Origin of the sequence: Dyella sp. LX-66 (genome assembly GCF_018599165.1) — a bacterium.
In the GTDB taxonomy this organism is placed as follows: Bacteria; Pseudomonadota; Gammaproteobacteria; order Xanthomonadales; family Rhodanobacteraceae; genus Dyella_D; species Dyella_D marensis.
In genome coordinates this window covers 125,172-150,274 of sequence record NZ_JAHFVJ010000009.1, presented here as the reverse complement: position 1 = coordinate 150,274, position 25,103 = coordinate 125,172, and the positions used below count along the sequence as shown (strand labels likewise).

The following is a 25,103-nucleotide window of genomic DNA, read 5'->3' as shown; positions in this document are numbered from 1 at the left end:
GCGGATGTAGGTACCGGGCGGGCGGCGCACCCCCGTGCGCCGCCCGTGCGGATCAGAACTTGTAGAGCGCGTTCAGGCTGACCTGGTTGCCGTTGAGCTTTTTGCGGTCGGTGCCATTGGTGGTGTAGTCGAGCTTGTCGTAGATCCACTCCGCACCCAGTTCGTAGGCGCCGGCGGCGTACTGCAGGCTCAGCGCGGTCTGCCGGTTGCGCAGGCGCGCATTGGCGAACGGCGCCTTGCCGGCCCAGCGGATCACGTCCTTGTCGTCCGGATTGCTCTGCGCGTAGAACGCGTTGACGCTCCAGTTCTTGGTGAAGTTGTAGCCGACTTGCAGATAGCCGCCCTTGTCCTTGATGTCGCCGAACTGCGAGAGGTCGCCGAACACCTGGCCGATGCCCTTGCCGGCATACACCAGGGCCTTGAGGTTCCATGGGCCAGGCCGCCAGTTGCCACCCAGTTCCCATACCAGGCTGTCGATCTTGTCCTTGATCGGCGTGACCACGGTGTCGCCCACGCCCTTGAGGTTGACCTGGCTGTAGTGCGCCACGAAGAAGGCCAGCCAGTCCTTGTCCTGCACGTGCAGGCGCGCTTCCACCTGCGGACGGAAGCCGGCATTGCCCGCGGTGAGGTAGTTGAGGTTGTCGCCGGGTCCGTTCCAGTTGCCTTCGAACGCACCCAGGTCCAGACGCCATTTCGGGCCGGAGGTGGAGCTGTGGTTCAACTCCTGCATCCACACCACGCCCGGGAAGCGCCAGCCGATCAGGCCGGTGCCGAAGCCCAGCGGAAACGCGATGTGCGACAGCGAGGTGGAGACCATGTCCAGCGGGAACAGCAGCTCCCACTGCTGGCCGATGCGCACGGTGCTGCCGGTCTCCGGATTGGTCAGGTCCATATAGGCCTGGCGCAGGCGCGGCACGGGCTGCTGCTCGCTGTAGGGGCCGGTGCCGTTGAAGCCGCCGAAGAAGTCCATCTCGATGCGGCCGCCGCCGGTCCAGTTGTCGGTGAACTTGGCGCCCTTGAAGTCGAGCCAGAAGCGCGTGTTGCGGATGTCCACGCCGCTGAGCGATCCGGATGAAGGCGCGGCGGCGGTCTTGGGAATCGGGTACTCGGCGTTCTGGCCGTTGCCGAACGAGAAATTCTTGCTCTGGTTGAAGGCGCTGGCGCTGATGAAACCGTGCAACGCCACGGATACACCCGGCGCGCTGCTGAAGGTTTCCTTCGGTGGCGGCGCGGCGGCCACCTTCTGCGCCACGGCGGTGGCCTCGGCGGCCTGCTGCTGCGCCTGGACCACTTGCTGCTGCTGTTGCTGCTGCTGGGTCTGTTGCTGGCGCAGCATGTCCTTCAATTCCGCCAGCTCCTGTTCGAGCTGGGACACGCGCGATTCCAGCTGCTGCTCGCACGTGGCGGTCTTCGGCTTGCTCTTGGCTTGCGGCTCGGCCTGCGCGGCGGCCGGCAGGGCCAGCGCGGCGGCGATGGCCAGCGCGATGGCGGCCCGATGGCCGCCTAAACGTGTAAACACCATGGTCGTGCCTCCCCAGGCTATGGCTCGAGCGAGCTTGGGGATGCTGCAATGCGGCCGCCTATTCCCCATTGGTCGAACCTCGACCAAAGTCGAACCGAACCCGTCACGTGCGCGTTGCCGGCCTTTCGCTACACTCGCTGGACTCGCCGCCGGCAAAGGGTCTGCCGCGGCCTTCCACATCCCCGCGGGCGCGCGCGCCCGGCCAGCAGGAGCCCTCCATGAGCAAGGTGTACCCCGTCAAGCCCGAGTTCGCCGCCAAGGCCCGCGTCAGCCAGGAGGATTACCAGCGCCTCTACGAAGAATCGGTACGCGATCCGGAGGGCTTCTGGGGCCGCATCGGCGGGCGCCTGGAGTGGAGCCGCCAGCCCAGCAAGATCAAGAACGTCTCCTACGATCCGAAGAACCTGCACATCCGCTGGTACGAGGACGGCGAGCTCAATGTCTCGGCCAACTGCCTGGACCGCCACCTGGCCACGCGCGGCGACAAGACCGCGATCATCTTCGAAGGCGACGACCCGAACGAATCGCGCCACATCACCTACCGCGAGCTGCACGCCGAAGTGTGCAAGTTCGCCAACACGCTGAAGAACCTGGGCGTGAGCAAGGGCGACCGCGTCGCCATCTACATGCCGATGATCCCCGAGGCCGCGGTGGCCATGCTGGCCTGCGCGCGCATCGGCGCGGTGCATTCGGTGGTGTTCGGCGGCTTCTCGCCCGACTCGCTGGCCGGCCGCATCGCCGACTCCACCGCCAGGGTGGTGGTGACCGCCGACGAAGGCATGCGCGGCGGTAAGAAGATTCCGCTGAAAGCCAATGTCGATGCGGCGCTGGAACGCCCCGGCACCAACAGCGTGGAAACCGTGATCGTGGTGCGCCGTACCGGCAGCGCCGTGCCGATGCAGTCGCCGCGCGACCGCTACTACCACGTGCTGATGGAAGGCCAGTCCGCCGACTGCCCGCCGACGCCGGTGGAAGCGGAGCACCCGCTGTTCATCCTGTACACCTCCGGCTCCACCGGCAAGCCCAAGGGCGTGCTGCACACCTCCGGCGGCTACCTGGTGTTCGCCAGCTATACGCACGAGCTGGTGTTCGACCTGCGCGAGGACGACGTCTACTGGTGCACCGCCGACGTGGGCTGGGTCACCGGCCACAGCTACGTGGTGTACGGCCCGCTGGCCAACGGCGCCACCACCTTGATGTTCGATGGCGTGCCGAACTATCCGGACACCAGCCGCTTCTGGAACGTGGTGGACAAGCACAAGGTCAGCCTGTTCTACACCGCGCCCACCGCGATCCGCGCGCTGATGCGCGAAGGCGAGGCGCCGGTGAAGAAGGCTTCGCGCGCCTCGCTGCGCCTGCTCGGCTCGGTCGGCGAGCCGATCAATCCGGAAGCCTGGGAGTGGTATTACCGCGTGGTCGGCGACGAGCGCTGTCCCATCGTCGACACCTGGTGGCAGACCGAGACCGGCGGCATCCTGATCACCCCGCTGGCCGGCGCCATCGACGCCAAGCCCGGCTCCGCCACCAAGCCGTTCTTCGGCATCAAGCCGGCCATCGTCGATGCCGGCGGCGCGGTGCTGGAAGGCGCCGCCGAGGGCAACCTGGTGATCGCCGACTCCTGGCCGGGCCAGATGCGCACCGTGTACGGCGACCACCAGCGCTTCGTGGAAACCTATTTCACCGCCTACCCCGGCAACTACTTCACCGGCGACGGCGTGCGCCGCGACGAGGACGGCTACTACTGGATCACCGGCCGCGTCGACGACGTGATCAACGTGAGCGGCCACCGCATCGGCACCGCCGAAGTGGAAAGCGCGCTGGTGGCGCACCCGAAGGTGGCCGAGGCGGCCGTGGTCGGCTGCCCGCACGAGATCAAGGGCCAGGGCATCTACGCCTACGTCACCCTGGTGGCCGGCGAGCAGGGCAGCGACGAGCTGCGCAAGGAGCTGGTGGCCTGGGTGCGCAAGGAAATCGGCCCGATCGCCACGCCGGACTACCTGCAGTGGGCGCCGGGCCTGCCGAAGACGCGCTCGGGCAAGATCATGCGCCGCATCCTGCGCAAGATCGGCGAGAACCAGCCCGACCAGCTCGGCGACATCTCCACCCTGGCCGACCCCAGCGTGGTGAAGAACCTGGTGGAAGAACGGCTGATCAAGTGATGTCATCCGCGGGGAGCGCGCGGTGCGCTCCCCGCTTCACTTAAATGCCTGGCGCACCGATGCCCGATGTCCTGATCGCCGACGATCACCCGCTGTTCCGCGACGCCCTGCAGCGCGCGGTGCTCGGCGCCCTGCCCGAAGCCAGCGTGCATTGCGCCGACAGCGTGCACAGCCTGCTGGCCCTGGTGGAGCAGTACCCGGAGGCGGAACTGCTGCTGCTGGACCTGCATATGCCCGGCGCGCGCGGCTATTCCGCGCTGGCGCATATCCGCGGGCAGTTTCCCGGCCTGCCGACCATCGTGGTGTCCGGCCACGAAGAAGCGCAGGTGGCGCGGCGCGCACTGGCGCACGGCGCGTCGGCCTACATTCCGAAATCCAGCTCGGGCGAGCAGATCGTGCAGGCCATCCGCACCGTGCTCGACGGCGACGTGTGGCTGCCGCATTCCCTGCTCGGCGATGCCAGCAGCGCGCTGAAAGACGACGAAGCCGAGATCGCCACGCGCGTGGCGTCGCTCACACCGCAGCAGTTCCGCGTGCTCACCATGATCGCCGAGGGACTGCTCAACAAGCAGATCGCCTACGATCTGGGCGTGTCCGAAGCGACGGTGAAGGCGCATATGACGGCGATCATGCGCAAGCTCGGGGTCAACAACCGCACCCAAGTAGCGTTGGCGGCAAGCCAGCTCGCGGTGGAACCGGGCTCGATGCAGCAGACGCTGCCCGACGACGAGGTCTAGCCTCTACGCGCTGACCTTGCGCACGCGCGCGCTGAGCAAGGCGCGCAATGCCGCCGGACGCACCGGCTTGTGCAGCAGCGGATAACCCAGCAGTCGCGCACGCTGTTTCAGTTCGCTGCTGCCATCGGCGGTGATCATCGCCACGGGCGGCAGGTCGCCCAGCATGCCGCGCAGATACTGCAGGGCCTGCAGGCCGTTCATGTCTTCGGCCAGATGGTAGTCGGCGAGAATCATGTCGATGCCGCCGCCGCGCAGCTGCTGTTCGGCCTGCTGCACGTCGAGCGCGACGCGGCAGTCCACGCCCCAGCGCGTGAGCAGGGCGCGCATGCCGTCGAGGATGGACGAGTCGTTATCCAGGCACAGCACCGTCAGCGGCAGGCGTTCGACCGCCATGGCCGGCTGCGTCACCGTGCGGCGGCGCGGCGGCAGCGCATCCACGCGCGGCACGACGACGGCGAAGCGGCTACCGTGGTCGACACGGGAGGAAAGCTCCAGGCGGTGGTCGAGAATGTGGGCGATGCGGTCGCAGATCGACAGGCCCAGTCCAAGGCCTTTCTCGCCCCATGGCGAGGGACGGTCCAGCCGCTGGAATTCGTCGAAGATGCGCGCGCGCTGTTCTTCGGCGATGCCAGGGCCCGTGTCCCACACCTCGATGCGAACTTCACCGCCGATGCGCCGCGCACCGAGGAGCACGCCGCCGCTGCGGGTATAACGCAACGCATTGGAAACGAAGTTCTGCAGGATGCGGCGCAGCAGCTGCGGATCGCTGCGCACCGCCAGCCGCGTCGGCGCGATGCGCAGCTGTAAGCCGCGCTGTTCGGCGATCACCGCGAACTGCGCCTTCAGCGAATCGAACAGATCGGCCAGCGCGAAGCTGCCGATATCGGGGCGATACCTGCCGGCGTCCAGGCGTGACGTGTCGAGCAAGGCGTCGAGCAGATCTTCGGCGGAGCGGAAGGAGGCGTCGATGCGCTCGGCAAGCTGGGCGGCGTCCTGATCGAGTCCGGGATGCTGGCGCAGCGCCGAGGTAAACAGCCGCGCGGCGTTGAGCGGCTGCAGCAGGTCGTGGCTGGCGGCGGCGAGGAAGCGGGTCTTGGAAGCGTTGGCCGCTTCCGCTTCGCGGCGCGCGAGCGCGGTAGCCGCCAGGGCTTCGCTCAGTTCCGCGGTGCGCTGGCCGACGCGCTGCTCCAGCGTTTCGTTGACGTCGATCAGCGCCTGCTCGGCCTGCTTGTAGGCGGTTACGTCCGTATAGGTAGTGACGTAGCCGCCGCCGGGCAGCGCGCGGCCGCGCATCTCGATTACGGTGCCGTCGGAGCGCACGCGCTGGAACAGATGCGGTATGCCGGCGCGCATATAGGCGATGCGCTTGGTCACGTGTTCCTCGACTTCGCCCGGACCCAGCTCGCCGTGCTCGGCATTCCAGCGGATCAGGTCCGCCACCGGCACGCCGACGTAGACCATGCCGTCGGGATAATCGAACAGCTCCAGATAGCGGCGGTTCCACGCCACCAGCCGCATGCCGGCGTCGACCACGCTGATGCCCTGCGATACGTTTTCCAAAGTGGTGGAGAGCAGCTCGCGGTTGAAGCGCAGCTCCTGCGAGGCCTCGTCCATCAGGGCCATGGCTTCGGCGATATCCAGGCCCGAGCCGGACAGCGCGCCCATCAGGATGCGCCGCGCGCTCGCCGCGCCTACCGCCGCGGCGAGCAGACGTTCGGTGTACTGAATCAGCGCGCGATCGGCCGATTCGCTCGGCGCCAGCGGGCGGCCTCGGCGCTCGCCGTATTCCTCGAACGCACGCTGACTGCTGCGCTCGCCGACGATGCGTTCGGCGATGGTGCGCAGATCCGCGACAGCTACACGGCCACGCCAGTCGCCGACGCTGCCGCGGTCCACCGCATACGGTTCGATAAACATCGCCGCGTGCAGGCGTTCCTCCAGGCTGGGGCGGAACCGCAGCGAGATAAAGACCAGGCAGCCCACGTTGACCAGCAGCGACCAGAACGTGCCGTGCATCACCGGATCCCAGCCGCTCAGGTGGAACAGCGCCTGCGGCTGCAGCCAGCTCAATCCCAGCGGGCCTTGCTGCAGCCAGCTTGCATTGGGATTGGTGGCCGGGATCAGCAAGGTATAGATCCACACGCCGAAGCCGGCGAGCAGGCCGGTCGCCACGCCGCGACGGCTGGCGCCGCGCCAGTACAGCGCCGACACGATCGCCGGTGCGAATTGCGCGACCGCCGCAAAGGCCAGCAAACCGGTCGCGGCAAGATTCGCGGCATCTGCCGCCACTCGGTAGTACACATACGCCATGCAGGCGAGGCCGACGATGGCGATGCGCCGCACCAGCAGCACGAGCTGCGACAGGTCGCTACGCTGCTCCAGCCGCAGCCGGCGGATGCGCAGCAGCGCCGGCATCACCAGGTCGTTACTGATCATGGTCGACAGCGCCACCGACGAGACGATCACCATGCCGGTGGCCGCCGAGAAGCCGCCGATAAAGGCGAGCAGCGCCATGCCGCGGTCGCCGTGTGCGAGCGGCAGGTTAAGCACCCACGCATCGGCGATGCCGTGGCTCACCATCGGCAGACGCAGGCCGGCGGCGACGATCGGGATCACCGCCACGCTCACGATCAGCATGTAGAGCGGGAACATCCAGCGAGCGCGATAAAGGTCGTTCGGGTCTTCGCATTCCACCACGCCGATCTGGAACTGGCGCGGCAGGCAGAACATGGCGCAGAACGCCAGCAAGGTCTGCGCGAGAAAGCCGGGCGAGATGCCGTCGGCGAACTGCTGCACCGGCAGCGCGACGGTGGCTTCGAGTCCCGGGCCGCGCCATAGCGCATAGACCGCCAGCGCGGCGAAGGCGGCGAGCTTGATCAGCGATTCCAGCGCGATGGCCAGCATCATGCCGTGATGGTGCTCGGTCGCGTCGATGGTGCGCGTGCCGAACAGGATGGCGAAGGTAGCCAGCAGGATCGCGCACCACAGCGCGCTGTCGCCGAACTGCGAAGCGCCGCCGCCAAGCGCGGCGTAGGACATCGACACCGCTTTGAATTGCAGGGCCAGGTAGGGAACGATGGCGATCACCGCGATCAGCGCCACTGTCGCGGCCAGCGCATGCGACTTGCCGAAACGCGCGCCGATAAAGTCGGCGATCGAGGTGATGTTGCGCTGGCGTGCGATCAGCGCGAGCCGGCGCATCAGGCCGAAACCGCAGACGAACAGCAGTGCCGGGCCCAGATAGATGGGCAGATAGCCCAACCCTTCGCGCGCCGCCGTGCCGACGGCGCCATAAAACGTCCACGACGAGCAATAGACCGCGAGCGCCAGGCTGTAGACGATCGGGCGCAGCTTCGGCTGGCGCGGATACAGCGGCCGGCGATCGCCGGCATAAGCCACCACGAACAGCAGGCCCACATAGAGCAGCGACGCAAGCAGCAGCAGCCAGCCGGCGATCAAGGGCGGTTCTCCCGTCAAAGGCCTTTACGCGCGTTCGCTGCGCCTGCAAGCGGGCCGGCCATGAGCCGGTGCCGCTTGTTCGATCCGTGCCCGGCCGGCACCATGTGCGGATGACCATGAAGTACAGCCAGGTGCCAGCGAAAGTAGCAGAGCACCTGCGCGATGACGAGATACACGTATGGCGGATGGCTTACGACCACCATCAAGGTCGCGCGCCGTTCCAGGCGGTGCTGGCCGCCTATCTGGGACGCGCCATGGAAGAGGTGCGGCTGGAGGCGGGCGAGTTCGGACGCCCGCGGTTGGCCGGCGCCGACGCGGGTACGCTGCATTTCAATTGGTCGCACAGCGGCGATCAGGCTTTGTGCGCGGTGGCGCGCGGCGTCGAACCCGGTGTCGATCTGGAGCGCCTGCGGCCGCGGCCGCGTGCGCTGGAGATCGCCCAGCGTTACTTCAGCCACGAAGAAACCGCGGCCTTGGCGGCGCTGGAGCCGGGCCGCCGCGACGCTGCGTTCCTGCAGCTGTGGACGGCGAAGGAAGCGGTGCTGAAGGCGACCGGGCGCGGCCTGGCCTTCGGGCTGCATCGCTTGGGCATTACTGACGAAGAGGAGCGCCTGGCGCTGCGCTTCCTCGATGGCGAACTGCCGGCGCAATGGCAGCTGCATCGCCTCGCGCTGGACGGCGAACACGTGGGCAGCATCGCGTGGCGCGGCGGCCCCAGGACGCTCGCCTTGCGGACACTTGCCACCGCCGCCGGATAGGCGCAGTGTTGCCGGTCCTGCTCCGCGCGGGATGCTGGAGTGCTTGGGTCCCGCGGGAGGTTCTTGCCTGCGAGCCGATGCGTCCATGACCCTGCTTAGCGTCAACCTCAACAAGATCGCGGTGCTGCGCAATTCGCGCGGCGGCGACGAGCCCGACATTCTCCGCGCCGCACAGACCTGCATCGAAGCCGGCTGCGGCGGCATCACCGTCCATCCCCGACCCGACCAGCGCCATGTAAAGCCGCAGGACGTGCGCGCGCTCGCGGCGATGCTGCGCGGCCGCGTGGAGTACAACATCGAAGGCAATCCTTTCGCGCCGGCACGCGGCACGTATCCGGGCCTGATCGAACTGGCACGGGAGGTCCGACCGACCCAGGTGACCCTGGTGCCGGACAGCGACAGCCAGATCACTTCCGACCATGGTTTCGATCCGCTGCAGCAGGCCGACGTCGACAAGCTGCAGCCGCTGGTGAAGGCGCTGCGCGAGATCGGTTGCCGCGTCAGCGTTTTCGTCGATGCGGGCGCGAGCGGATTCGAGCGCTTCGCCGCGATCGGCGTGCAGCGGGTGGAGATCTATACCGGGCCTTATGCGCATGCGTTCGCCGAGGGCGATGCGCGCGAATCGCTGGCGCTGTGTGCGGAGACGGCGCGGCGTGCGCAGCAGTCGGGGCTGGCGGTGAATGCGGGGCACGATCTGAGCCAGGCGAACCTGGGGGCGTTTCATGCGGCGATTCCGGGCCTGGCTGAAGTGTCGATCGGGCATGCCTTGATCGGCGAGGCCTTGTACGAAGGACTTTCGACGACGGTACGGAACTACCTGCAGATCCTGCGCTGAGGCCGTTGGCGCGACGTCCTCGTTGAGGTCGCGCCACATTCGCCCCGTTTCAAATAGACGTCCAGACGTCCGCGGATTCACTTCACTCCACGCATAAAAAAACCCCCGCCGAGGCGGGGGTTTCAAGGGTAGTTTTGTTTCGATCCGTTGCCGGATTTACTGCCCTTCCGTAAAGCCGATCTTGGTGAGGCCGTAGCTCTTGGCAGCGGCCAGCACGCGGGCCACATGCTCGTAAGCCACGCCGTCGTCCGCGTTGATCTGCAGTTCGGGCTGGTTGGACTGGCTGGCGATCACCGCGATCTGCGCCCGCAGGCCCAGTTCGTCAACCGGCGTATCGTTCCAGTACAACGCGCCCGACTGGTCGATCTTCAAGCGGATCGGATCCGGCGGGTTCTCCGGCTGGACCACGTTCGGGTTCGGCTGCGGAAGGTCGATCTTTACTTTGTGCGTCAGGATGGGAGCCGTGATCATGAAGATGATCAGGAGCACCAGCATCACGTCGACAAGCGGCGTGACGTTGATGTCCGCCATCGGCCCCTTGCCGCTTCCACTACTGAATGCCATGACTCTTACTCCTTGCCGGTCGTGATGAAACCGACATGGACCATGCCCTGTTCCTTGGCGCTGCCAAGAACCTTACGCACGATCTTGTACTCCGTCGTCTTGTCCGCACGGATCTGCAGCTCCGGCTGCGGCGACTTCGCCGCCGCAACCGCGAACTGGGCCTTCAGCTCGGCTTCCGTGACCTCGACATCGTTGAGGTACATGGTGCCGTCGGGCTTGATGGCCAGATCCATCGGCTCGACCGGTTCCGTATCAACAACCTTCGGATTCGCGGTCGGCAATTCAACGGTGATTCGGTGAGACATCAGCGGCGCGGTGATCATGAAGATGATCAGCAGTACCAACATCACGTCGACGAGCGGCGTAACGTTGATTTCCGACATCGGACCGCCGGAACTATCTCCAGAGCTCATCGCCATGGGTCAATCCCTCACTTGCCTTCGACGCGGGCGCCGGTCGCGAAGAAGTCGTGCAGGTCGTGCGCGAACTCGTCGAACTGAGCGTAGGTCAGGCGGTTGGAGCGGTTGAAGAAGTTGTAGGCGAGCACCGCCGGGATCGCGGTGAACAGACCGAACGCGGTCATGATCAGCGCCTCACCCACCGGACCGGCCACCGCTTCCATCGACGCGTTGCCCGAAGCCGAGATCTTGATCAGGGCGTGGTAGATGCCCCACACGGTACCGAGCAGACCGATGAACGGCGCCGACGAACCGACCGTGGCGAGCAGGGTCAGGCCGCCTTCGAGGCGCAGGCTCTCGCGAGCCACGGCCTGGCGCAGGGCGCGGTCGATGAACTCGGAGCGGCTCAGCGACTCGGCCAGGCGACCACCGCCCGACGAAGCCTGCTGGTGGTGGGCAACCGCGGAAGCGGCGTCCAGCGCGATCTTCGAGAAGGGTTCGCCCTTGGGCTGGGCTTCCAGCTCGCGGATCGCGTCCTGCGTCGAGCCGTTGGTCCAGAAACCGTTGATTACCTTGTCAGCGCGGCCACGGACCATGGCGTTGCGGATGGCGTTGGCGATGATGAAGTACCAGGAGGAGAAGGACATCACCACCAGCACCACGAACACGATCCAGCCAAGCGGATCGAAGTTGTGGATCAGGTGGTCGAAGCCCATCGACTTCATGGCTTCGGCGTTGGAGGTACCGCCCGCGGCCGGGTTCGGAGAAGGAGTCTGTTGGAACATAACGCTACCCTTGGAAAGTCAAGCGTGAACTAGTTGACCGTAACTTTTGGTTACAGCTGATTGAGGTTGAAATTCACCGGAACACGGACGTAACCCTCGGTCTTCTGTCCGTTCCTGATATTCGGATTGAAGCGCCACTTGCGCGCCGTTTCAATCGCAGCCTGATCCAGCTCACGGTAACCGCTGGACGTTTCCACCTTGATGTCCTTGGGCGAACCATCAACACCGACAAGGATCATCAGGGTAACCGTGCCCTCGTGACGCTGGCGAATCGCCTGCGGCGGATACTTGGGCTGAATACGGCTGTTGTAGCTGATGTCCTGGCTGGCGGTGATATCCGCAGGCGGAGCCGGGGGAGCAGGCGGAGCCGGCGGCGGAGCCGGGATCGGATTCGACGACGCTTCCTCGACGGCCGGCGGCGGAGCCGGCGGCGGCGGAGTCGGCGGCGGCTGCACCTGCTGGATGATCTTCGGCGGCGGCTGCTTCGGCGGTTCCGGCGGCGGCGGCGGCGGAGGGGGCGGCGGCGGCGGCGGCTCGATGAAGTTCACCTGGACGATGCGTTCCTTCTTCGCCTGGTCCGTCTTCGGAGGAGCCATAGGCGCCACCAGCAAGAGGAACGCGAACGCGTGCAGCGCGATGGCAACAGCCAGCGCCCAGGTACGCCTCCAATTGAACGGCCCTTGGCCGGTTGCTTCGTTACTTGAGGCCATCTGTCACTAATCTGAAGCTGGATAATCGGTGAGACGTGGTCACGACACTTGGCGGCAAGTTGCCTCCACGAAGGATGACATTTGCCACTGGACACGAACACGGGAAGGTTTCAACGGTACACCAGCACATGGCGTTTGTATAGCATCTGAGGGGCAGATAAATGGACGTCCATCCGCCCCTTCAGATTGCACTTGAAAACGCCGTGGCTGGCCTTACTTGCCGGCTCCTGCCGTCTTCAACCAGGCCTTCGCTTTGTCGGCCGTGGCGGGGTCCTGTGCAGCCTTCTGCATGGCTGCGATCGCTCCCTGCTTGTCCTTGAGTCCGCGGCAGGCTTCCGCCAGCAGCATGTAGGCCGTGCCCTTGTGCTGCACGCCCTTGTCGATGCCCTGCTGGATCAGCGTCTTCGCTTCGGCATTCTTGCCTTCGCTGATCAGCAGCTGGCCCGCGCGGATCGCCGCTTCGCCGTCGCTCGCCTTGCCCATCGCCTTCTTATAGGCGCTGATGGCGTCGGCCGGCTTGTCGGCGACGTACGAGGCGTCGCCGAGCAGCTTGAGGTTGTCGTAGCTGTCCGTCACCACGCCCTTGCTCATGCCCTCGTTGATCGTGGCGGCGGCCTTGGCGGCGTTCGGCTTGGGATCGGAGCTGTCCTGGCCGGTGACCAGGTAGAGCTTGGCGAGATTGACGTAGTCCTTCTCGCTCTTGAACGCGCCGGCAGCCTTCGACTTCTCCATCAGCTGGATCGCTTCCGGATACTTCTGCGACTGCATCAGCACCGCCACGGCGTTGTTGAGCGCGGCCGAATCGTTCGGGTTGGCGGCGAGCTGCTGCTGCGCGAGCTGCGCGGCCTGGTCGCCCTGGCCGGACTCGGCGTAGCTCGCCATCAGGATCTGGTTCCAGCTGTCGTTCGGCTTGTCGGTGAGCGACTGCGCCTTCTTCACCGCGGCGATCGCCTGCGGGTACTTCTCAAGACGGTAGTAGGCATTGCCTTCGAGCGCGTACGACTCGGCGGTTTCCTTCTTGCCGTCGGTGCGCCACTTCTCGATGGTGTCGATCGCCGGCTGGTACTGCTCGTCGGCCAGGTAGAACTGGGCGAGCATGTACTGCAGCTGGAAGTAGGTGTCGTTCGGCATGACGCCGATGTCGAGCGCGCGCTTCAGCAGGCCGATCGCACCCTTCACGTCCTGCTCGTTGTAGTGCAGGTTGGCCAGGCCCTGCAGGGCCAGCGCCTGGGCGTACTTGCTCTTGCTGCTGTCGATGATCGGCTGGAGGATCTGCTCCGCCTTCGCCTTGTCCTGCGAATTGACTGCGTCGAGGCCGTCGTTCAGTGCCTTCTGATCTTTCTCGCTGGTGAGGTCCAGCTTCGGCTCGGCACGGGTCGCGTTCGGATACAGCGCTTCCTTCTTGTCCTTGGAATTGCTGTCTTTCGCGATCACCGGGCTGCTGGCCAGGGTCAGCGCAAGCGCTGCTCCGGCGAGCATCTTGATCAGGGGAACGTGCTTCATGGCAGTCCTCGTGTAAGGTTTCACGCACAAGAGTGCGCGGGGGATCGTTGAGCGTAACCCGAGCAGGCGCTAGGAAACAAGTCGCAGTGCCGCAACAAAGTTTGTTAAAAATCAATAAGTTGCAACATTCCCCCGCGAATCTTTTCGAGATGACCCCGCCAGAGGTCACGTAGGCGTTCGCGTACAAACCCTAGAGAATCGTCCGATTGTCTCGTGCGCGACGAATCCTGTCGTTATCGACCAAAGTCGATAGAGCTTGAATCCGGCCTCGCGGCCTGTAATCGCGTGCTAATGCATTAGTGCACGCAGGCAAAGAAAAGGGCCTGCATGCTTCGTCCGGAGACGGGCAAGGCAGGCCCTCTGGCGAGCGCTCGAGTTAGATATCGAGGTTCGCCACCTTCAGCGCGTTCGCTTCGATGAATTCGCGGCGCGGCTCCACCGCCTCGCCCATCAGCATCGAGAACATCTGGTCGGCGACGAATGCGTCCTCGATGCCGACCTGCAGCATGCGGCGGGTTTCCGGGTTCACCGTGGTTTCCCACAGCTGCTCCGGATTCATTTCGCCCAGGCCCTTGAAGCGCTGGATGGTGCGGCCCTTCTTCGCCTCGTCGAGCAACCAGCCGCGCACGTCGGCGAAGCTCAACACGCCACGCGAAGCATTGCCGCGGCGGACCACGGCGTCCTGCTGCACCAGGCCGGCCACCTGCTGGCTGGCGTGCAGGATCGGACGGAACTCGGAGCCGGCGAAGAACGGCTGCGGCAGCAGCCAGGTGTGGCTGAGGCCGTGCTGGTCGCGGACCACTTCGATGGCCGCCGGCTGCTCGTCCACGGCCGGACGCAGCGCCAGGCGGTAGCGCGGCTTACCCAGACCGCTGGAAGCCAGGCGCTTTGCCACGCCATCGAGCCAGGTCTGCATCGCCGCCGGATCCGTCCACAGCGACGCTTCCACCGGCGCATGCTCGAGGAAGGCGGTCAGCACGTTCGCGTCGAAGCGATGGCCGAGGCGTTCGATCTGATCCAACGCGGCCTGATAGTCGCGCAGCAGCTTTTCCAGCGCCTCGCCGGTGACCGGCGGTGCATCCGGGCTGTAGGTCAGCTCGGCGTTGTCGACGGCGCTGGCAATCAGGTAGGTGTTGAGCGCCGCGTCGTCCTTCAGGTACTGCTCCTGCTTGCCCTGCTTCACCTTGTACAGCGGCGGCAGGCCGATGTAGACGTGGCCGCGCTCGATCAGCTCGGGCATCTGGCGGTAGAAGAAGGTCAGCAACAGGGTGCGGATGTGCGAACCGTCCACGTCCGCGTCGGTCATGATGACGATGCGGTGGTAGCGCAGCTTGTCCGGGTTGTACTCCTCCTTGCCGATGCCGGTGCCCAGCGCGGTGATCAGGGTGCCGACCTCGGCCGAGGACAGCATCTTGTCGAAGCGCGCCTTCTCGACGTTGAGGATCTTGCCCTTCAGCGGCAGCACGGCCTGGGTCTTGCGGTTGCGGCCTTGCTTGGCCGAACCGCCTGCGGAGTCACCCTCGACCAGGAACAGTTCGCACAGCGCCGGATCCTTCTCCTGGCAATCGGCCAGCTTGCCCGGCAGGCCGGCGATATCCAGCGCGCCCTTGCGGCGGGTCATCTCGCGCGCCTTGCGCGCGGCTTCGCGGGCGCGGGCGGCATCGACCACCTTGGAGGCGATGGCCTTCGCTTCGTTCGGATGCTCCAGCAGGAACTCGCCGAGCTTCTCGTTGACGGCCTGCTCCACCGCGGTCTTCACCTCGGAAGAAACCAGCTTGTCCTTGGTCTGCGAGGAGAACTTCGGGTCCGGCACCTTCACCGACAGCACGGCGATCAGGCCTTCACGCATGTCGTCGCCGGACAGCGCGACCTTGGCGTTCTTGGCCAGGCCTTCCTTCTCGATATAGCCCTGCAGCGAGCGGGTCAGCGCCGCGCGGAAGCCGGTGAGATGGGTGCCGCCGTCACGCTGGGGAATGTTGTTGGTGAAGCAGAACATCGTCTCCTGGTAGGAGTCGGTCCACTGCATCGCCAGATCCACCGAGATGCCGTCCTGCTGGGCGTTCAAGCTGATCACGTTGGGATGCAGCGCGGTCTTCAGCTGGGACAGATGCTGCACGAAGGAGCGGATGCCGCCCTCGTAGGCAAAGGTGTCGTGGCGGCCTTCGCCGCGCTCATCCTTCAGATCGATGGTGACGCCGGAGTTGAGGAAGGCCAGTTCGCGCAGGCGCTTGGCCAGGATCTCGTAGTGGAACTCGACGTCGGAGAAGGTTTCGGTGCTGGGCAGGAAGCGAACCGTGGTGCCGTGCTTGGCCGAGGGCGCCACCACCTTGACCGGATACAGCGGCTCGCCCATGGCGTATTCCTGCTGATGTTCCTGGCCTTCGCGGTAGATGGTCAGCCACAGGTGCGAGCTCAGCGCGTTCACCACCGACACGCCCACGCCATGCAGGCCGCCCGACACCTTGTACGAGTTGTCGTCGAACTTGCCGCCGGCGTGCAGCACGGTCATCACCACTTCCGCGGTGGAACGCCCTTCTTCCGGATGGATGCCGACCGGGATGCCGCGGCCGTTGTCGCTGACGCTGACCGAGCCATCCTCATGGATGGTCACGATGACGTGGTCGCAGTAGCCGGCCAGGGCTTCGTCGATGGAGTTGTCGACGACTTCGAACACCATGTGGTGCAGGCCCGTGCCGTCATCGGTGTCGCCGATGTACATGCCGGGGCGCTTGCGCACCGCTTCAAGACCCTTGAGTACCTTGATGTTGCTCGAATCGTAGGATGAGTTCATGCCTTGATCGTTTCCTGGCGCCATCTGCCCTGCCCGGTACGGCGCCATGGGAACCGGGACAGGGACACTAAGGGGTAATTATAGCAGGCGCAGCGACTTTCCCTTGTTCCACGTGGAACACATGCGCTGAGAGGCCCTGTAAGGGCGCAGGAAGCTCGGTTCCCGTAACCAGCACCTGGGCACCGACCCCGGTCAACTGCTCCACCACGGCCGTCTGGTGGGCGAGATCGAGTTCGGAAGCAAGATCGTCCAGGCAAACGATCGGCCACTCGCTCTTCTGGCTGGCGAACAAAGCGGCTTGGGCTAGCAGACATCCGAGGGCGGTCAACTTCTCCTGGCCGCGGGAGAGATGTTCCCGCATGGGCGCGTGCTCGAAGCTGATTGACCAGTCAGCACGGTGTACACCCTGCGTGGTGTGTCCGCGGGACAGGTCACGGTCACGCTGGTCCCCCAATACCTCGGCCAAATCCCGCTCTTCAGGCCAGCCTCGGCGATAGCGGAGCTGGATCGCGCCCAGTTCGGGCAACAGTCCGCCGATAGTCCGTTCGAGATGCGGCAGCAGCTGATCCAGGTAGCCGACCCGCATAAGGTGGATTCGCTCGCCGGACTGAGAAAGCTCGGCCTCCCAGGAAAGGAAGAGCTCCGGAGCGACGGGGCTGTTCGACCTCAAAAGGCTGTTCCGTTGCTTCAAGGCCCGCTGATAGCGACGCCAAGCCAACAGAAACTCGTGTTCCACGTGGAACACGCCCCAATCCAGGTAGCGGCGGCGCTCCTCGGCGCCTCCCGCGATCAACTCATGTGAGCCAGGTTCGAAACACACAACGGCGCATTCGCTGACGACCTCGCCAAGACTGGCGGTCCGTCCATCCAGGCGTGCATCCCATCGCGAACCCTCGCGTCCAAGGCCGACTCGCCCAACCCGTCCATCCTGATGGCGAATCTCCCCAAACACAGAAAGCGACGAGGCGCCCCGCTGCACCAAAACCTCCTTCGCCCCACCGCTGCGAAACGAACGGCCATGGGAAAGCAAAAAAGCCGCTTCCAGCACGCTGGTCTTCCCTGCTCCGTTCGCCCCGACGAAGGCATGAATCCCTTCGCCCAGCTCGATATCCGCTTCGCTCAGGCAACGCAGCCCGCGAATGCGCAGACGCTCCAATCTCATGACGCAAGCCCAGAAGCAAGAACGCCGGAGCGTCTTTCGACGGCTCCGGCGTTGTTGGCTGGCATGCTGACCGTTCCGGCCCGCATCCCTGCTGCCATCAGAGGCGCAACGGCATGATCACGTGCCGCGCCTCTTCACTGTCGTCTTCCTGCACCAGGCAGCTGGACTGCGCATCGCGCAGATTCAGCCGTGCCCGCTCACCGCGAAGTGCCGAAAGCGCGTCCAGCAGATAACCGACGTTGAAGCCCACGGCCAGATCCGAAACCACAGTTTCGGCTTCCAGCTCTTCCACCGCTTCTTCCTGTTCCGGGTTGTGCGCCACGATGCGCAGCTTCCCGGACGACAGCTCCAGCTTTACGCCGCGGTACTTCTCGTTCGACAGAATCGCCGCACGCTGCAGCGCGCTGCGCAGCACTTCGCGATCCAGCGTGGCCGACTTGTCCGCACCGAGCGGGATGACAGCCTCGTAATCCGGGAAACGGCCGTCGATCAACTTCGAGGTAAACACCACGTCGCCACGTCGCACGCGCAGATGATTGCGGCCGAACTCCAGTTCCACCTGGCCATCGCCGGTTTCGAACAAGCCGATCAACTCGTTAACGCCCTTGCGCGGAATGATGATCTGGCGGCGCGTGGATACCTTGCTGTCCAGCTTGGTTTCCTTCAATGCCAGACGGTGGCCGTCGGTGGCCACGCAGCGCAGGGTGTGTTCCTGCAGATCCAGCAGCATGCCGTTCAAGTAGTAGCGCACGTCCTGGTTCGCCATCGCGAATGCGGTGCGCTCCATCAGATCGCGCAGCACTTCCTCCGGCAGGCTCACCCGCTCCACCAGCTCGATCTCGTCGATGGTGGGAAATTCGGTGGCCGGCAGCGTGGCCAGCGTAAAGCGGCTGCGGCCGGCATTGAGCGCGATGCGATCGCCGTTGAGCTTCAGCTCGATCTGCGCGCCATCGGGCAGCGCACGCACGATATCGAACAGCTTGCGCGCTGGAATGGTGATCTCGCCGTCGACCAGCTTGTCCGCTGGTGTGGTGGCGACCATCTCGACTTCGAGATCGGTGCCGGTCAGCGAAAGCTTGCCGTCGCCGACCTTGACCAGCAGGTTCGCGAGCACGGGCAAGGTCTGGCGACGTTCGACGACGCCCACCACCTGTTGCAGCGGCTTGAGCAGAGCTTCTCGTTGGATGCTGAATTGCATGTAGGCGCTTCCCCTAAACCTGCTGTTCTGTTTTTAAAAGAAGTTCTGTGGTGGTTGTAGGTGCCGTGGATAACTTGAAAACTGAGTTTTCCACTTAAAAATCAAAAGCTTAAACAAACAAGACGGTGTGCTTGAACGGGCCCGCAGCATGTGGGTCGCTTGTGGATAACTGGGGAGCCCTCAAACGTCCACCTATTATCCACAGCTTCTACCATCCCTTTTCAAGCGCTTATCCCCACCGGTGCCGATTTCGCGCACCGAATACCTCAACCGGTGAGGATGCGGATCAGCTGTTCCCAGTCCTGGCGCATGCGCGTATCGGTCTCGCACAGCTTCTTGATGGTGCGGCAGGCATGCAGCACGGTGGTGTGATCGCGCCCGCCGAACGCCTCGCCGATCTCCGGCAGGCTGTGCTCGGTCAGTTCCTTGGACAGCGCCATCGCGAACTGCCGCGGCCGCGCCAGCGAACGCACGCGGCGCTTGGACAGCAGGTCCTGCAGGCGCACCTGGTAGTAGTCGGCCACCTGCTTCTGGATGTTCGGCACGGTCACCGCCTGCGCATGCGTGGCCAGCAGGTCGCGCAGCGTCTCCTCGGCGAACTCGGTGGTGATCGGCTTGCCGTAGAAGTTGGCGCGCGCGGCCAGCGTGTTGAGCGCGCCTTCGAGGTCGCGCACGTTGGAGCGGATACGCTTGGCCAGCAGCATCGCCACGTTCTCCGTCACCGCCACGCCCTTCTCGTGCGCCTTGGCCAGCAGGATCGCCGCGCGCGTTTCGAAATCCGGCGGCTCGATCGCCACCGACAGGCCCCAGCCCAGGCGCGACTTCAGCCGCGGCTCCAGCTTGTCCACTTCCTTCGGGTACCGGTCGCAGGTCAGGATGATCTGCTGCTTGGATTCGAACAGCGCGTTGAAGGTGTGGAAGAACTCTTCCTGCGTCGTGTCCTTGCCGGCGAAGAACTGGATGTCGTCGATCAGCAGCGCGTCGACCGAGCGGAAGCGGCGCTTGAACTCGTCCATGCTCTTGGTGCGCAGCGCTTCGATCATGGCGCCTACGAACTGCTCCGAACGCAGGTACAGCACCTTGAAGTCCGGATTGCGCTCGCGCATCAGGTTGCCGGCGGCATGCATCAAATGGGTCTTACCCAGGCCGGTGCCGCCGTACAGCAGCAACGGGTTGTAGGCGCGGCCCGGATTCATCGCCACCTGCATCGCGGCGGCCTTGCCCAACTGGTTGGACTTGCCTTCGACGAAGGTTTCGAAGGTGTAGTGCGGGTCCAGGTTATGGCTGAAGGGTGCGGGCGGCTGCGTCGGCGTAGGTTCGGCCACGGCCGGCGCCGGCGCGGGACGCGCCACCGACGAAGCCGGACGCTGCGGCACGCGCGCGGCGCTCGAACCCACTTCCAGGCGCACGGAAAGTTCGTGCCCGGTGAGCTGGGCGAGCATGGCTTCGATGCGCGGCAGATAGCGCTCGCGCACGGTGTCCAGGGTGTAGGGATTGGGCGCGAACAGCTGCAGACCCATGGTGTCGTCGCGAGCCTGCAGCGGCATCAGCCAGGTGTGCACGTCCTCGGCGCTCAATTCGCCTTCGAGACGCTCGAGACAGCGCCGCCACAGATCACTCATGGGTATTCTTCAACCACAGCAGGGGCGCTTGCGCGCGGGGTGGACCGGAAAGTCTAACAGCAGCTTGCCGGTTCTCGGCCAGGGCCTATCCACACAATTATCCACAGGATACGCAAACCCCCGTTGCAGCGGGGGTTTGACAGGGCCCGCAAGCGCGCGGCATAATTTCCAACCTTTTTATCCACATACCAACGAGGAGGAAGCCATGTCGAAGCGGACCTTCCAGCCCAGCAAGCTCAAGCGCGCCCGCACGCACGGCTTTCGTGCCCGCATGGCCACGGCCGACGGTCGCAAGATCCTGAACGCCCGTCGTGCCAAGGGCCGCAAGCGCCTGATCCCGTAAGCGGAGGCCCCGATGCGTGCCGGACTGCCGCGCGAGTCGCGGATCCGTCGCGCCGGTGACTTCGCAGCGATGCGCCATGCCAGCGGCCGCCTCGGCGGCCGCTGTTTTTCTGTGCGCTACAGGGACAACGGACTCGGCGAGCCCCGCCTCGGGCTGGCCATTTCCAAGCGCGTGTCCAAGCGTGCCGTCGAGCGCAATCGCATCAAGCGCCTGGTGCGCGAATCCTTCCGGCGCATCCGCACCCAGCTTCCGGCCGTCGACCTGCTGGTGATGGCGCGCGACCAGGCCAGCGGCCTGCCCGGTCCCGAACTGCTGGCCGAGATCGACCAGCTGTGGAGGAAGCTGGTTTCGCAGCGATCCGTGCCCATATCCAAGGCCGGCTCGCATTGATGCCGGGCCACGCGGCCGGCACAATCGCGCGTTGACCCTTTTCCCGCCTTCCTCTCCGCGGCTCGGAGCCGCGGCGCTCACCGGATCTGTCACGCGATGAATCAAACGCGCACGTTCCTCACCTTTGCCCTGCTCGCCGTGGCGTATCTGCTGTGGATGGCCTGGGACAAGGACTACAGCCCCAAGCCGGCCCCCACGCCGGTGGCGAGCGCCAGCAGCGCCGCGGTGCCTTCCGCCGACAACGGCGGCAACGTGCCCGCCGCCAGCTCCAGCACCGGCGCCGCGGCAGTACCCGCCAACGGCGGCAGCGCGACCGACGCCAAGGCCCAGCTGATCACCATCACCACCGACGTGCTGCGCCTTACGGTGGACACCCGCGGCGGCAGCGTGGTGCGTTCCGAGCTGCTGCACTACCCGTCGGTGCCGGTCACCAAGAAAGACCCGAGCCCCGCGCCGGTGCGCCTGCTCGATGAGCAGTCCGAGCATTTCTTCGTGGCGCAGAGCGGCCTGGCCAGCGCGCAGGGCAATGGTGCGCCGGTGGCGCCGACGCATCTGTCGGTGTTCGACAGCGCGCAGACCGCCTACCAGCTCGCCGAAGGCCAGAACGAACTGAAGGTGGATCTCACCTGGCAGGACGCCGCCGGCCTCAAGGTCACCAAGAGCTACACGCTCAAGCGCGGTAGCTACGACGTCTCGATGCAGCAGAAGATCGACAACGGCGCGTCGGTAGCGTGGCAAGGCAACGCCTACGAGCAGCTGCAGCGCGCCGGCCAGGTCAACAACCGCACCTGGCTGCAGAACTACACCGACCCTGCCGCGCACAGCTTCTTCGGCGCCGGCTGGTACAGCCCGCAGGACAAGTTCGAAACCCTGCCCTTCACCGACTTCCAGAAGAAGCCGCTCGCCCGCGCCATCACCGGCGGCTGGGCCGCAATGCTGCAGCACTACTTCGTGGTCGCGTGGATTCCGCCGGCGCAGGAAGCGAACGGTTACTCCACCAGCATCGTCAATCCGGATACGGCGCAGCCGTACTACCTGATCCGCACCGTCGGCCCTTCGATCAGCGTCGCACCGGGCCAGAGCGCCACCGCCGTTTCGCGCCTGTACCTGGGTCCGAAGCTGCAGGGCACGCTGGATGCGATCGCGCCGGGCCTGGAGCTGTCCACCAATTACGGCTGGCTCACCGTCATCTCGCAGCCGCTGCACTGGCTGCTGTCGCAGCTGCACGCGATCAGCGGCAACTGGGGCGTGGCGATCATCCTGCTGGTGCTGCTGCTGAAGGCCGCGCTGTGGAAGCTCACCGCCGCCCAGTTCCGCTCCGGTGCGCGCATGCGCAAGCTGCAGCCTCGCGTCACCGCGCTCAAGGAGCGCTATGGCGACGACAAGATGAAGATGCAGCAGGCCATGATGGAGCTGTACAAGAAGGAGAAGGTGAACCCCATGGCCGGCTGCCTGCCGATCCTGGTCACCTTCCCGGTGTTCCTGGGCCTGTACCGCGTGCTGATGGAAAGCGTGGAGCTGCGCCAGGCGCCGTTCTTCGGCTGGATCCACGACCTGTCCGCGCCCGATCCGTTCTTCGTGCTGCCGGCGATCTACGTCCTGGTGATGCTGGCCACGCAGTGGCTCACGCCCACCACCGGCATGGATCCGGCCCAGGCCAAGATGATGAAGGTAATGCCGATCCTGTTCGCGGTGCTGTTCGCCTTCTTCCCGTCCGGCCTGGTGCTCTACTGGGTGATCAACGGCGCGACCAGCCTGGCGCAGCAGTGGTTCATCACCCGCCAGGTGGACCGGGCCGACCACAAGGCCAAGACCGCCTGATGAGAAGAAAAGGCCGCGCAAGCGGCCTTTTCCTTAGGCGGCGGCGATAATCTTCCGGGCATGAGCCACACCGCCGACACCATCGCCGCCATCGCCAGCGCAGCCGGAGCCGCAGGTGTCGGTGTGCTGCGTGTATCGGGTCCGGCAGTGCCGGCGATCGCACAAACGCTGCTGGGCCGCGAAGCCGTGCCGCGCCACGCGCACTTCGCCGCTTTCCACGATGCGAACGGCGAACTGATCGATCGTGGCCTGCTGCTGTACTTCCCCGCCCCCGCCTCCTACACCGGCGAACACGTGCTGGAACTGCAGGGCCACGGCAACGCCGTGCTGCTCGACGCATTGCTGCGCCGCGTCTGCGAACTCGGTGCACGCCTGGCCCGTCCCGGTGAATTCACCGAGCGCGCTTTTCTCAACGGCAAGCTCGATCTCGCGCAGGCCGAGGCGGTCGCGGACCTGATCGCCGCCGGTTCGCAAGCCGGCGCGCGCGCGGCGCTGCGTTCGATGGAAGGCGTGTTCTCGCGCCGCGTCGACGAGCTGCTGCAGGCGCTGATCCTGCTGCGCGTGCATATCGAAGCCGCGATCGATTTCCCCGAAGAGGAAATCGACTTCCTCGCCGACCCCGCGATCGCCCGCCAGCTGCAGGCCCTGCGCGAACAACTGGCCGAGCTGCTGCGCGAAACCCAGCGCGGCGTACGCCTCACCGACGGCCTGCGCGTGGCCATCATCGGCCGCCCGAATGCCGGCAAGTCCAGCCTGCTCAACGCGCTGGCCGGCAGCGACCGCGCCATCGTCACCGACATCGCCGGCACCACGCGCGATGTGCTGCGCGAAAACCTCGATCTCGACGGCGTCGCGTTGGAGCTGGTCGACACGGCCGGCCTGCGCGAAACGGACGATCCGGTAGAACGCGAAGGCGTCCGCCGCGCACGCCACGAACTCACGCGCGCCGACGTCGCCCTGCTCGTCACCGATGCCGCCGGCGCCGACGCGGACCAGCAGCTGTTCGCCGACGTGCAGGCCGATGTCGAACGTATCGTGCTGGTGAACAAGATCGACCTGGATCGCCGTCCTTCGCACAGCGAAACGCGCGCCGACGTGTGGTGGCTCTGGGCTTCAGCCAAATCCGGCGAAGGCCTCGACGTACTGCGCGACCACCTCAAGCGCCTCGCCGGCGTAGGCAGCGGCGAAGGCGCCTTCAGCGCCCGCCGCCGCCACGTCCTCGCGCTGGAAGTCATCGCCGAACATCTCGACCGCACCGCATCAGTACTGCTCGACGTGCACGCGGGCGAACTGGCCGCGGAAGAACTGCGCCACGCGCAGCATGCGCTGGGCGAAATCACCGGCACCTACAGCAGCGACGACCTGCTGGGGGCGATCTTCAGTTCGTTCTGTATCGGCAAGTGATAACGAACGGTGGGCGAACGCTAGTCGCCCTTCTTCTTTAGACGCTTGGCCCGCTCCCGTTCGAGCTGAGGAATCCCTTTGTCGGGGACCGGCAACTTCTCGGGCATCGTGCCGCCGAGCTCCTTGATGGTCTTCCTTACCTTCCGCCCGACATCGTGGTGAGCCTGGTTAGCCTGTGTCTTGCCTTGAATCCGATCTCGCCGAATCTTCTCTTCGGCCTGCGTGGCTCGAAAGAGATTCGCCGCCAGCTCGGTGCTGCCCATATGGTCCAGGATTTTCTGACTCTTCTTCAGTCGCTTGTGCTGATGGATGTCCTTGGCACCCAGTCCGCCGTACAGGCCCTTGTAGCCGTGGTCCTGGAAGATGGCGTAGTCGAGCGCCGTCGCCACGCCGGCTCCCCTGGCCGCAGCCACGAGAGCCCGGTTGTGATGCGTCATCTCCGAACGCAGCATCAGCCGCCGGTCTTCTTCGCTCAGGCGCTCGAACTGCTCGGAATCCGCTACCTCCTGGAGCCTGGCCTGCACGGCGAAATAGGTCTGACCCTGCGCGATCAAAGGCTTGGAGGGATCGCCGTTCTGGACGATCAGATAGCAGGCATAGCGCGAGAGCTTCCAGTCCTCGACCCGGCGCTGCCCACCGGAGCCGATGTCGACCATTGTGTGGATTTGCGCAAAATGGTCCCTGGGACTCAAGCCGCTGTTTCTGCAAGCTTCTATCGCCCGCTCGATCACCGGCTGGAAGTTGCGGTACTGCGAGTACTCCAGAACCACCGCCAGCTCGCGGGCTCGCCAATATTCGGCACCGTCTTCGGCGACGTGGCGTATCTCTTCAAAGGTCTTGCCCTGTTTCGATCCCGCGGGAAGTGCCATGGAGAGTTCCTCGTCATACGGCAGCATTGCGCCCGTCTGGCTGGATAGTAATCAATGACCCGCGCCAGCAACC

Annotated in this window: 20 protein-coding genes; 8 read left to right on the top strand and 12 right to left on the bottom strand. The window is 65.4% G+C overall.

Annotated features, from left to right (window positions below; genetic code table 11):
* Positions 1–52 precede the first annotated feature (52 nt).
* A complete protein-coding gene (locus KK141_RS17235; RefSeq protein WP_214571215.1) occupies positions 53–1,522 on the bottom strand; it encodes a porin in 1,470 nt (489 codons plus the stop codon).
* A gap of 218 nt (positions 1,523–1,740) precedes the next feature.
* Here KK141_RS17235 and acs point away from each other — a divergent pair, with 218 nt between their 5' ends.
* Together acs and KK141_RS17225 are read left to right on the top strand one after the other, a co-directional pair.
* On the top strand, positions 1,741–3,681 hold the full coding sequence (acs, locus tag KK141_RS17230; protein ID WP_214571214.1) for an acetate--CoA ligase: 1,941 nt from the start codon (positions 1,741–1,743) through the stop codon (positions 3,679–3,681).
* A 59-nt stretch (positions 3,682–3,740) separates the two neighbouring features.
* A complete protein-coding gene (locus KK141_RS17225; RefSeq protein WP_214571213.1) occupies positions 3,741–4,418 on the top strand; it encodes a response regulator transcription factor in 678 nt (225 codons plus the stop codon).
* Between the two features lie 3 nt (positions 4,419–4,421).
* On the opposite strand, the gene KK141_RS17220 is transcribed toward KK141_RS17225, so the two are convergent.
* Positions 4,422–7,877 (bottom strand): PAS domain-containing hybrid sensor histidine kinase/response regulator, encoded by a 3,456-nt coding sequence (locus KK141_RS17220; RefSeq protein WP_214571212.1) that lies wholly within the window; start codon positions 7,875–7,877, stop codon positions 4,422–4,424.
* A 116-nt stretch (positions 7,878–7,993) separates the two neighbouring features.
* Here KK141_RS17220 and KK141_RS17215 point away from each other — a divergent pair, with 116 nt between their 5' ends.
* Together KK141_RS17215 and KK141_RS17210 are read left to right on the top strand one after the other, a co-directional pair.
* The gene (locus KK141_RS17215) at positions 7,994–8,635 is read left to right on the top strand and encodes a 4'-phosphopantetheinyl transferase superfamily protein (protein WP_250901829.1); all 642 of its coding nucleotides are present in this window, start codon (positions 7,994–7,996) and stop codon (positions 8,633–8,635) included.
* Between the two features lie 85 nt (positions 8,636–8,720).
* Entirely contained in the window at positions 8,721–9,470 is a 750-nt protein-coding gene (locus tag KK141_RS17210; RefSeq protein WP_214571210.1) for a pyridoxine 5'-phosphate synthase, read from the top strand.
* A gap of 156 nt (positions 9,471–9,626) precedes the next feature.
* On the opposite strand, the gene KK141_RS17205 is transcribed toward KK141_RS17210, so the two are convergent.
* The 9 genes from KK141_RS17205 to dnaA all read right to left on the bottom strand — a co-directional run bounded on the left by KK141_RS17205 (position 9,627) and on the right by dnaA (position 20,203).
* Complete coding sequence (locus tag KK141_RS17205) at positions 9,627–10,034, bottom strand: biopolymer transporter ExbD (protein WP_214571209.1); 408 nt, start codon at positions 10,032–10,034, stop codon at positions 9,627–9,629.
* Between the two features lie 5 nt (positions 10,035–10,039).
* Positions 10,040–10,453, bottom strand: a complete 414-nt coding sequence (locus tag KK141_RS17200) for a biopolymer transporter ExbD (protein WP_214571208.1) — start codon at positions 10,451–10,453, stop codon at positions 10,040–10,042.
* Positions 10,454–10,464: 11 nt separating this feature from the next.
* A complete protein-coding gene (locus KK141_RS17195) occupies positions 10,465–11,217 on the bottom strand; it encodes a MotA/TolQ/ExbB proton channel family protein (protein WP_167252864.1) in 753 nt (250 codons plus the stop codon).
* A 50-nt stretch (positions 11,218–11,267) separates the two neighbouring features.
* The gene (locus KK141_RS17190) at positions 11,268–11,927 is read right to left on the bottom strand and encodes an energy transducer TonB (protein WP_167252865.1); all 660 of its coding nucleotides are present in this window, start codon (positions 11,925–11,927) and stop codon (positions 11,268–11,270) included.
* A gap of 213 nt (positions 11,928–12,140) precedes the next feature.
* Positions 12,141–13,430, bottom strand: coding sequence for a tetratricopeptide repeat protein (locus KK141_RS17185; RefSeq protein WP_214571207.1), 1,290 nt, complete (start codon positions 13,428–13,430; stop codon positions 12,141–12,143).
* Between the two features lie 376 nt (positions 13,431–13,806).
* Positions 13,807–16,221: a DNA topoisomerase (ATP-hydrolyzing) subunit B gene (gyrB, locus tag KK141_RS17180; RefSeq protein ID WP_214571206.1), complete on the bottom strand. Its 2,415-nt coding sequence runs from the start codon at positions 16,219–16,221 to the stop codon at positions 13,807–13,809.
* A 67-nt stretch (positions 16,222–16,288) separates the two neighbouring features.
* Positions 16,289–17,383 (bottom strand): DNA replication/repair protein RecF, encoded by a 1,095-nt coding sequence (recF, locus tag KK141_RS17175; protein WP_214571205.1) that lies wholly within the window; start codon positions 17,381–17,383, stop codon positions 16,289–16,291.
* A 97-nt stretch (positions 17,384–17,480) separates the two neighbouring features.
* Complete coding sequence (dnaN, locus tag KK141_RS17170) at positions 17,481–18,581, bottom strand: DNA polymerase III subunit beta (RefSeq protein WP_167252868.1); 1,101 nt, start codon at positions 18,579–18,581, stop codon at positions 17,481–17,483.
* Between the two features lie 266 nt (positions 18,582–18,847).
* Positions 18,848–20,203, bottom strand: coding sequence for a chromosomal replication initiator protein DnaA (dnaA, locus tag KK141_RS17165; protein ID WP_214571204.1), 1,356 nt, complete (start codon positions 20,201–20,203; stop codon positions 18,848–18,850).
* A gap of 205 nt (positions 20,204–20,408) precedes the next feature.
* Here dnaA and rpmH point away from each other — a divergent pair, with 205 nt between their 5' ends.
* From rpmH to mnmE, 4 genes are all read left to right on the top strand, one after another.
* The gene (gene rpmH / locus KK141_RS17160) at positions 20,409–20,546 is read left to right on the top strand and encodes a 50S ribosomal protein L34 (RefSeq protein ID WP_019464789.1); all 138 of its coding nucleotides are present in this window, start codon (positions 20,409–20,411) and stop codon (positions 20,544–20,546) included.
* Between the two features lie 12 nt (positions 20,547–20,558).
* Positions 20,559–20,936: a ribonuclease P protein component gene (rnpA, locus tag KK141_RS17155; protein WP_214571203.1), complete on the top strand. Its 378-nt coding sequence runs from the start codon at positions 20,559–20,561 to the stop codon at positions 20,934–20,936.
* A gap of 96 nt (positions 20,937–21,032) precedes the next feature.
* Positions 21,033–22,757 carry a membrane protein insertase YidC gene (gene yidC, locus KK141_RS17150; RefSeq protein ID WP_214571202.1) on the top strand — a complete coding sequence of 575 codons (1,725 nt, stop codon included), beginning with the start codon at positions 21,033–21,035 and terminating at the stop codon, positions 22,755–22,757.
* A 60-nt stretch (positions 22,758–22,817) separates the two neighbouring features.
* On the top strand, positions 22,818–24,161 hold the full coding sequence (mnmE, locus tag KK141_RS17145) for a tRNA uridine-5-carboxymethylaminomethyl(34) synthesis GTPase MnmE (protein ID WP_214571201.1): 1,344 nt from the start codon (positions 22,818–22,820) through the stop codon (positions 24,159–24,161).
* A 20-nt stretch (positions 24,162–24,181) separates the two neighbouring features.
* On the opposite strand, the gene dinD is transcribed toward mnmE, so the two are convergent.
* Positions 24,182–25,030: a DNA damage-inducible protein D gene (gene dinD / locus KK141_RS17140; protein ID WP_214571200.1), complete on the bottom strand. Its 849-nt coding sequence runs from the start codon at positions 25,028–25,030 to the stop codon at positions 24,182–24,184.
* Positions 25,031–25,103 lie beyond the last annotated feature (73 nt).

Coding starts and splice junctions, on each gene's coding strand:
- KK141_RS17195 (WP_167252864.1), bottom strand. CDS start 11,217: ATGTTCCAACAGACTCCTTCTCCGAACCCGGCCGCGGGCGGTACCTCC.
- acs (WP_214571214.1), top strand. CDS start 1,741: ATGAGCAAGGTGTACCCCGTCAAGCCCGAGTTCGCCGCCAAGGCCCGC.
- dnaN (WP_167252868.1), bottom strand. CDS start 18,581: ATGCAATTCAGCATCCAACGAGAAGCTCTGCTCAAGCCGCTGCAACAG.
- KK141_RS17235 (WP_214571215.1), bottom strand. CDS start 1,522: ATGGTGTTTACACGTTTAGGCGGCCATCGGGCCGCCATCGCGCTGGCC.
- recF (WP_214571205.1), bottom strand. CDS start 17,383: ATGAGATTGGAGCGTCTGCGCATTCGCGGGCTGCGTTGCCTGAGCGAA.
- KK141_RS17200 (WP_214571208.1), bottom strand. CDS start 10,453: ATGGCGATGAGCTCTGGAGATAGTTCCGGCGGTCCGATGTCGGAAATC.
- KK141_RS17210 (WP_214571210.1), top strand. CDS start 8,721: ATGACCCTGCTTAGCGTCAACCTCAACAAGATCGCGGTGCTGCGCAAT.
- mnmE (WP_214571201.1), top strand. CDS start 22,818: ATGAGCCACACCGCCGACACCATCGCCGCCATCGCCAGCGCAGCCGGA.
- rpmH (WP_019464789.1), top strand. CDS start 20,409: ATGTCGAAGCGGACCTTCCAGCCCAGCAAGCTCAAGCGCGCCCGCACG.
- gyrB (WP_214571206.1), bottom strand. CDS start 16,221: ATGAACTCATCCTACGATTCGAGCAACATCAAGGTACTCAAGGGTCTT.
- yidC (WP_214571202.1), top strand. CDS start 21,033: ATGAATCAAACGCGCACGTTCCTCACCTTTGCCCTGCTCGCCGTGGCG.
- KK141_RS17190 (WP_167252865.1), bottom strand. CDS start 11,927: ATGGCCTCAAGTAACGAAGCAACCGGCCAAGGGCCGTTCAATTGGAGG.
- KK141_RS17185 (WP_214571207.1), bottom strand. CDS start 13,430: ATGAAGCACGTTCCCCTGATCAAGATGCTCGCCGGAGCAGCGCTTGCG.
- KK141_RS17205 (WP_214571209.1), bottom strand. CDS start 10,034: ATGGCATTCAGTAGTGGAAGCGGCAAGGGGCCGATGGCGGACATCAAC.
- dinD (WP_214571200.1), bottom strand. CDS start 25,030: ATGGCACTTCCCGCGGGATCGAAACAGGGCAAGACCTTTGAAGAGATA.
- rnpA (WP_214571203.1), top strand. CDS start 20,559: ATGCGTGCCGGACTGCCGCGCGAGTCGCGGATCCGTCGCGCCGGTGAC.
- KK141_RS17215 (WP_250901829.1), top strand. CDS start 7,994: ATGAAGTACAGCCAGGTGCCAGCGAAAGTAGCAGAGCACCTGCGCGAT.
- KK141_RS17225 (WP_214571213.1), top strand. CDS start 3,741: ATGCCCGATGTCCTGATCGCCGACGATCACCCGCTGTTCCGCGACGCC.
- dnaA (WP_214571204.1), bottom strand. CDS start 20,203: ATGAGTGATCTGTGGCGGCGCTGTCTCGAGCGTCTCGAAGGCGAATTG.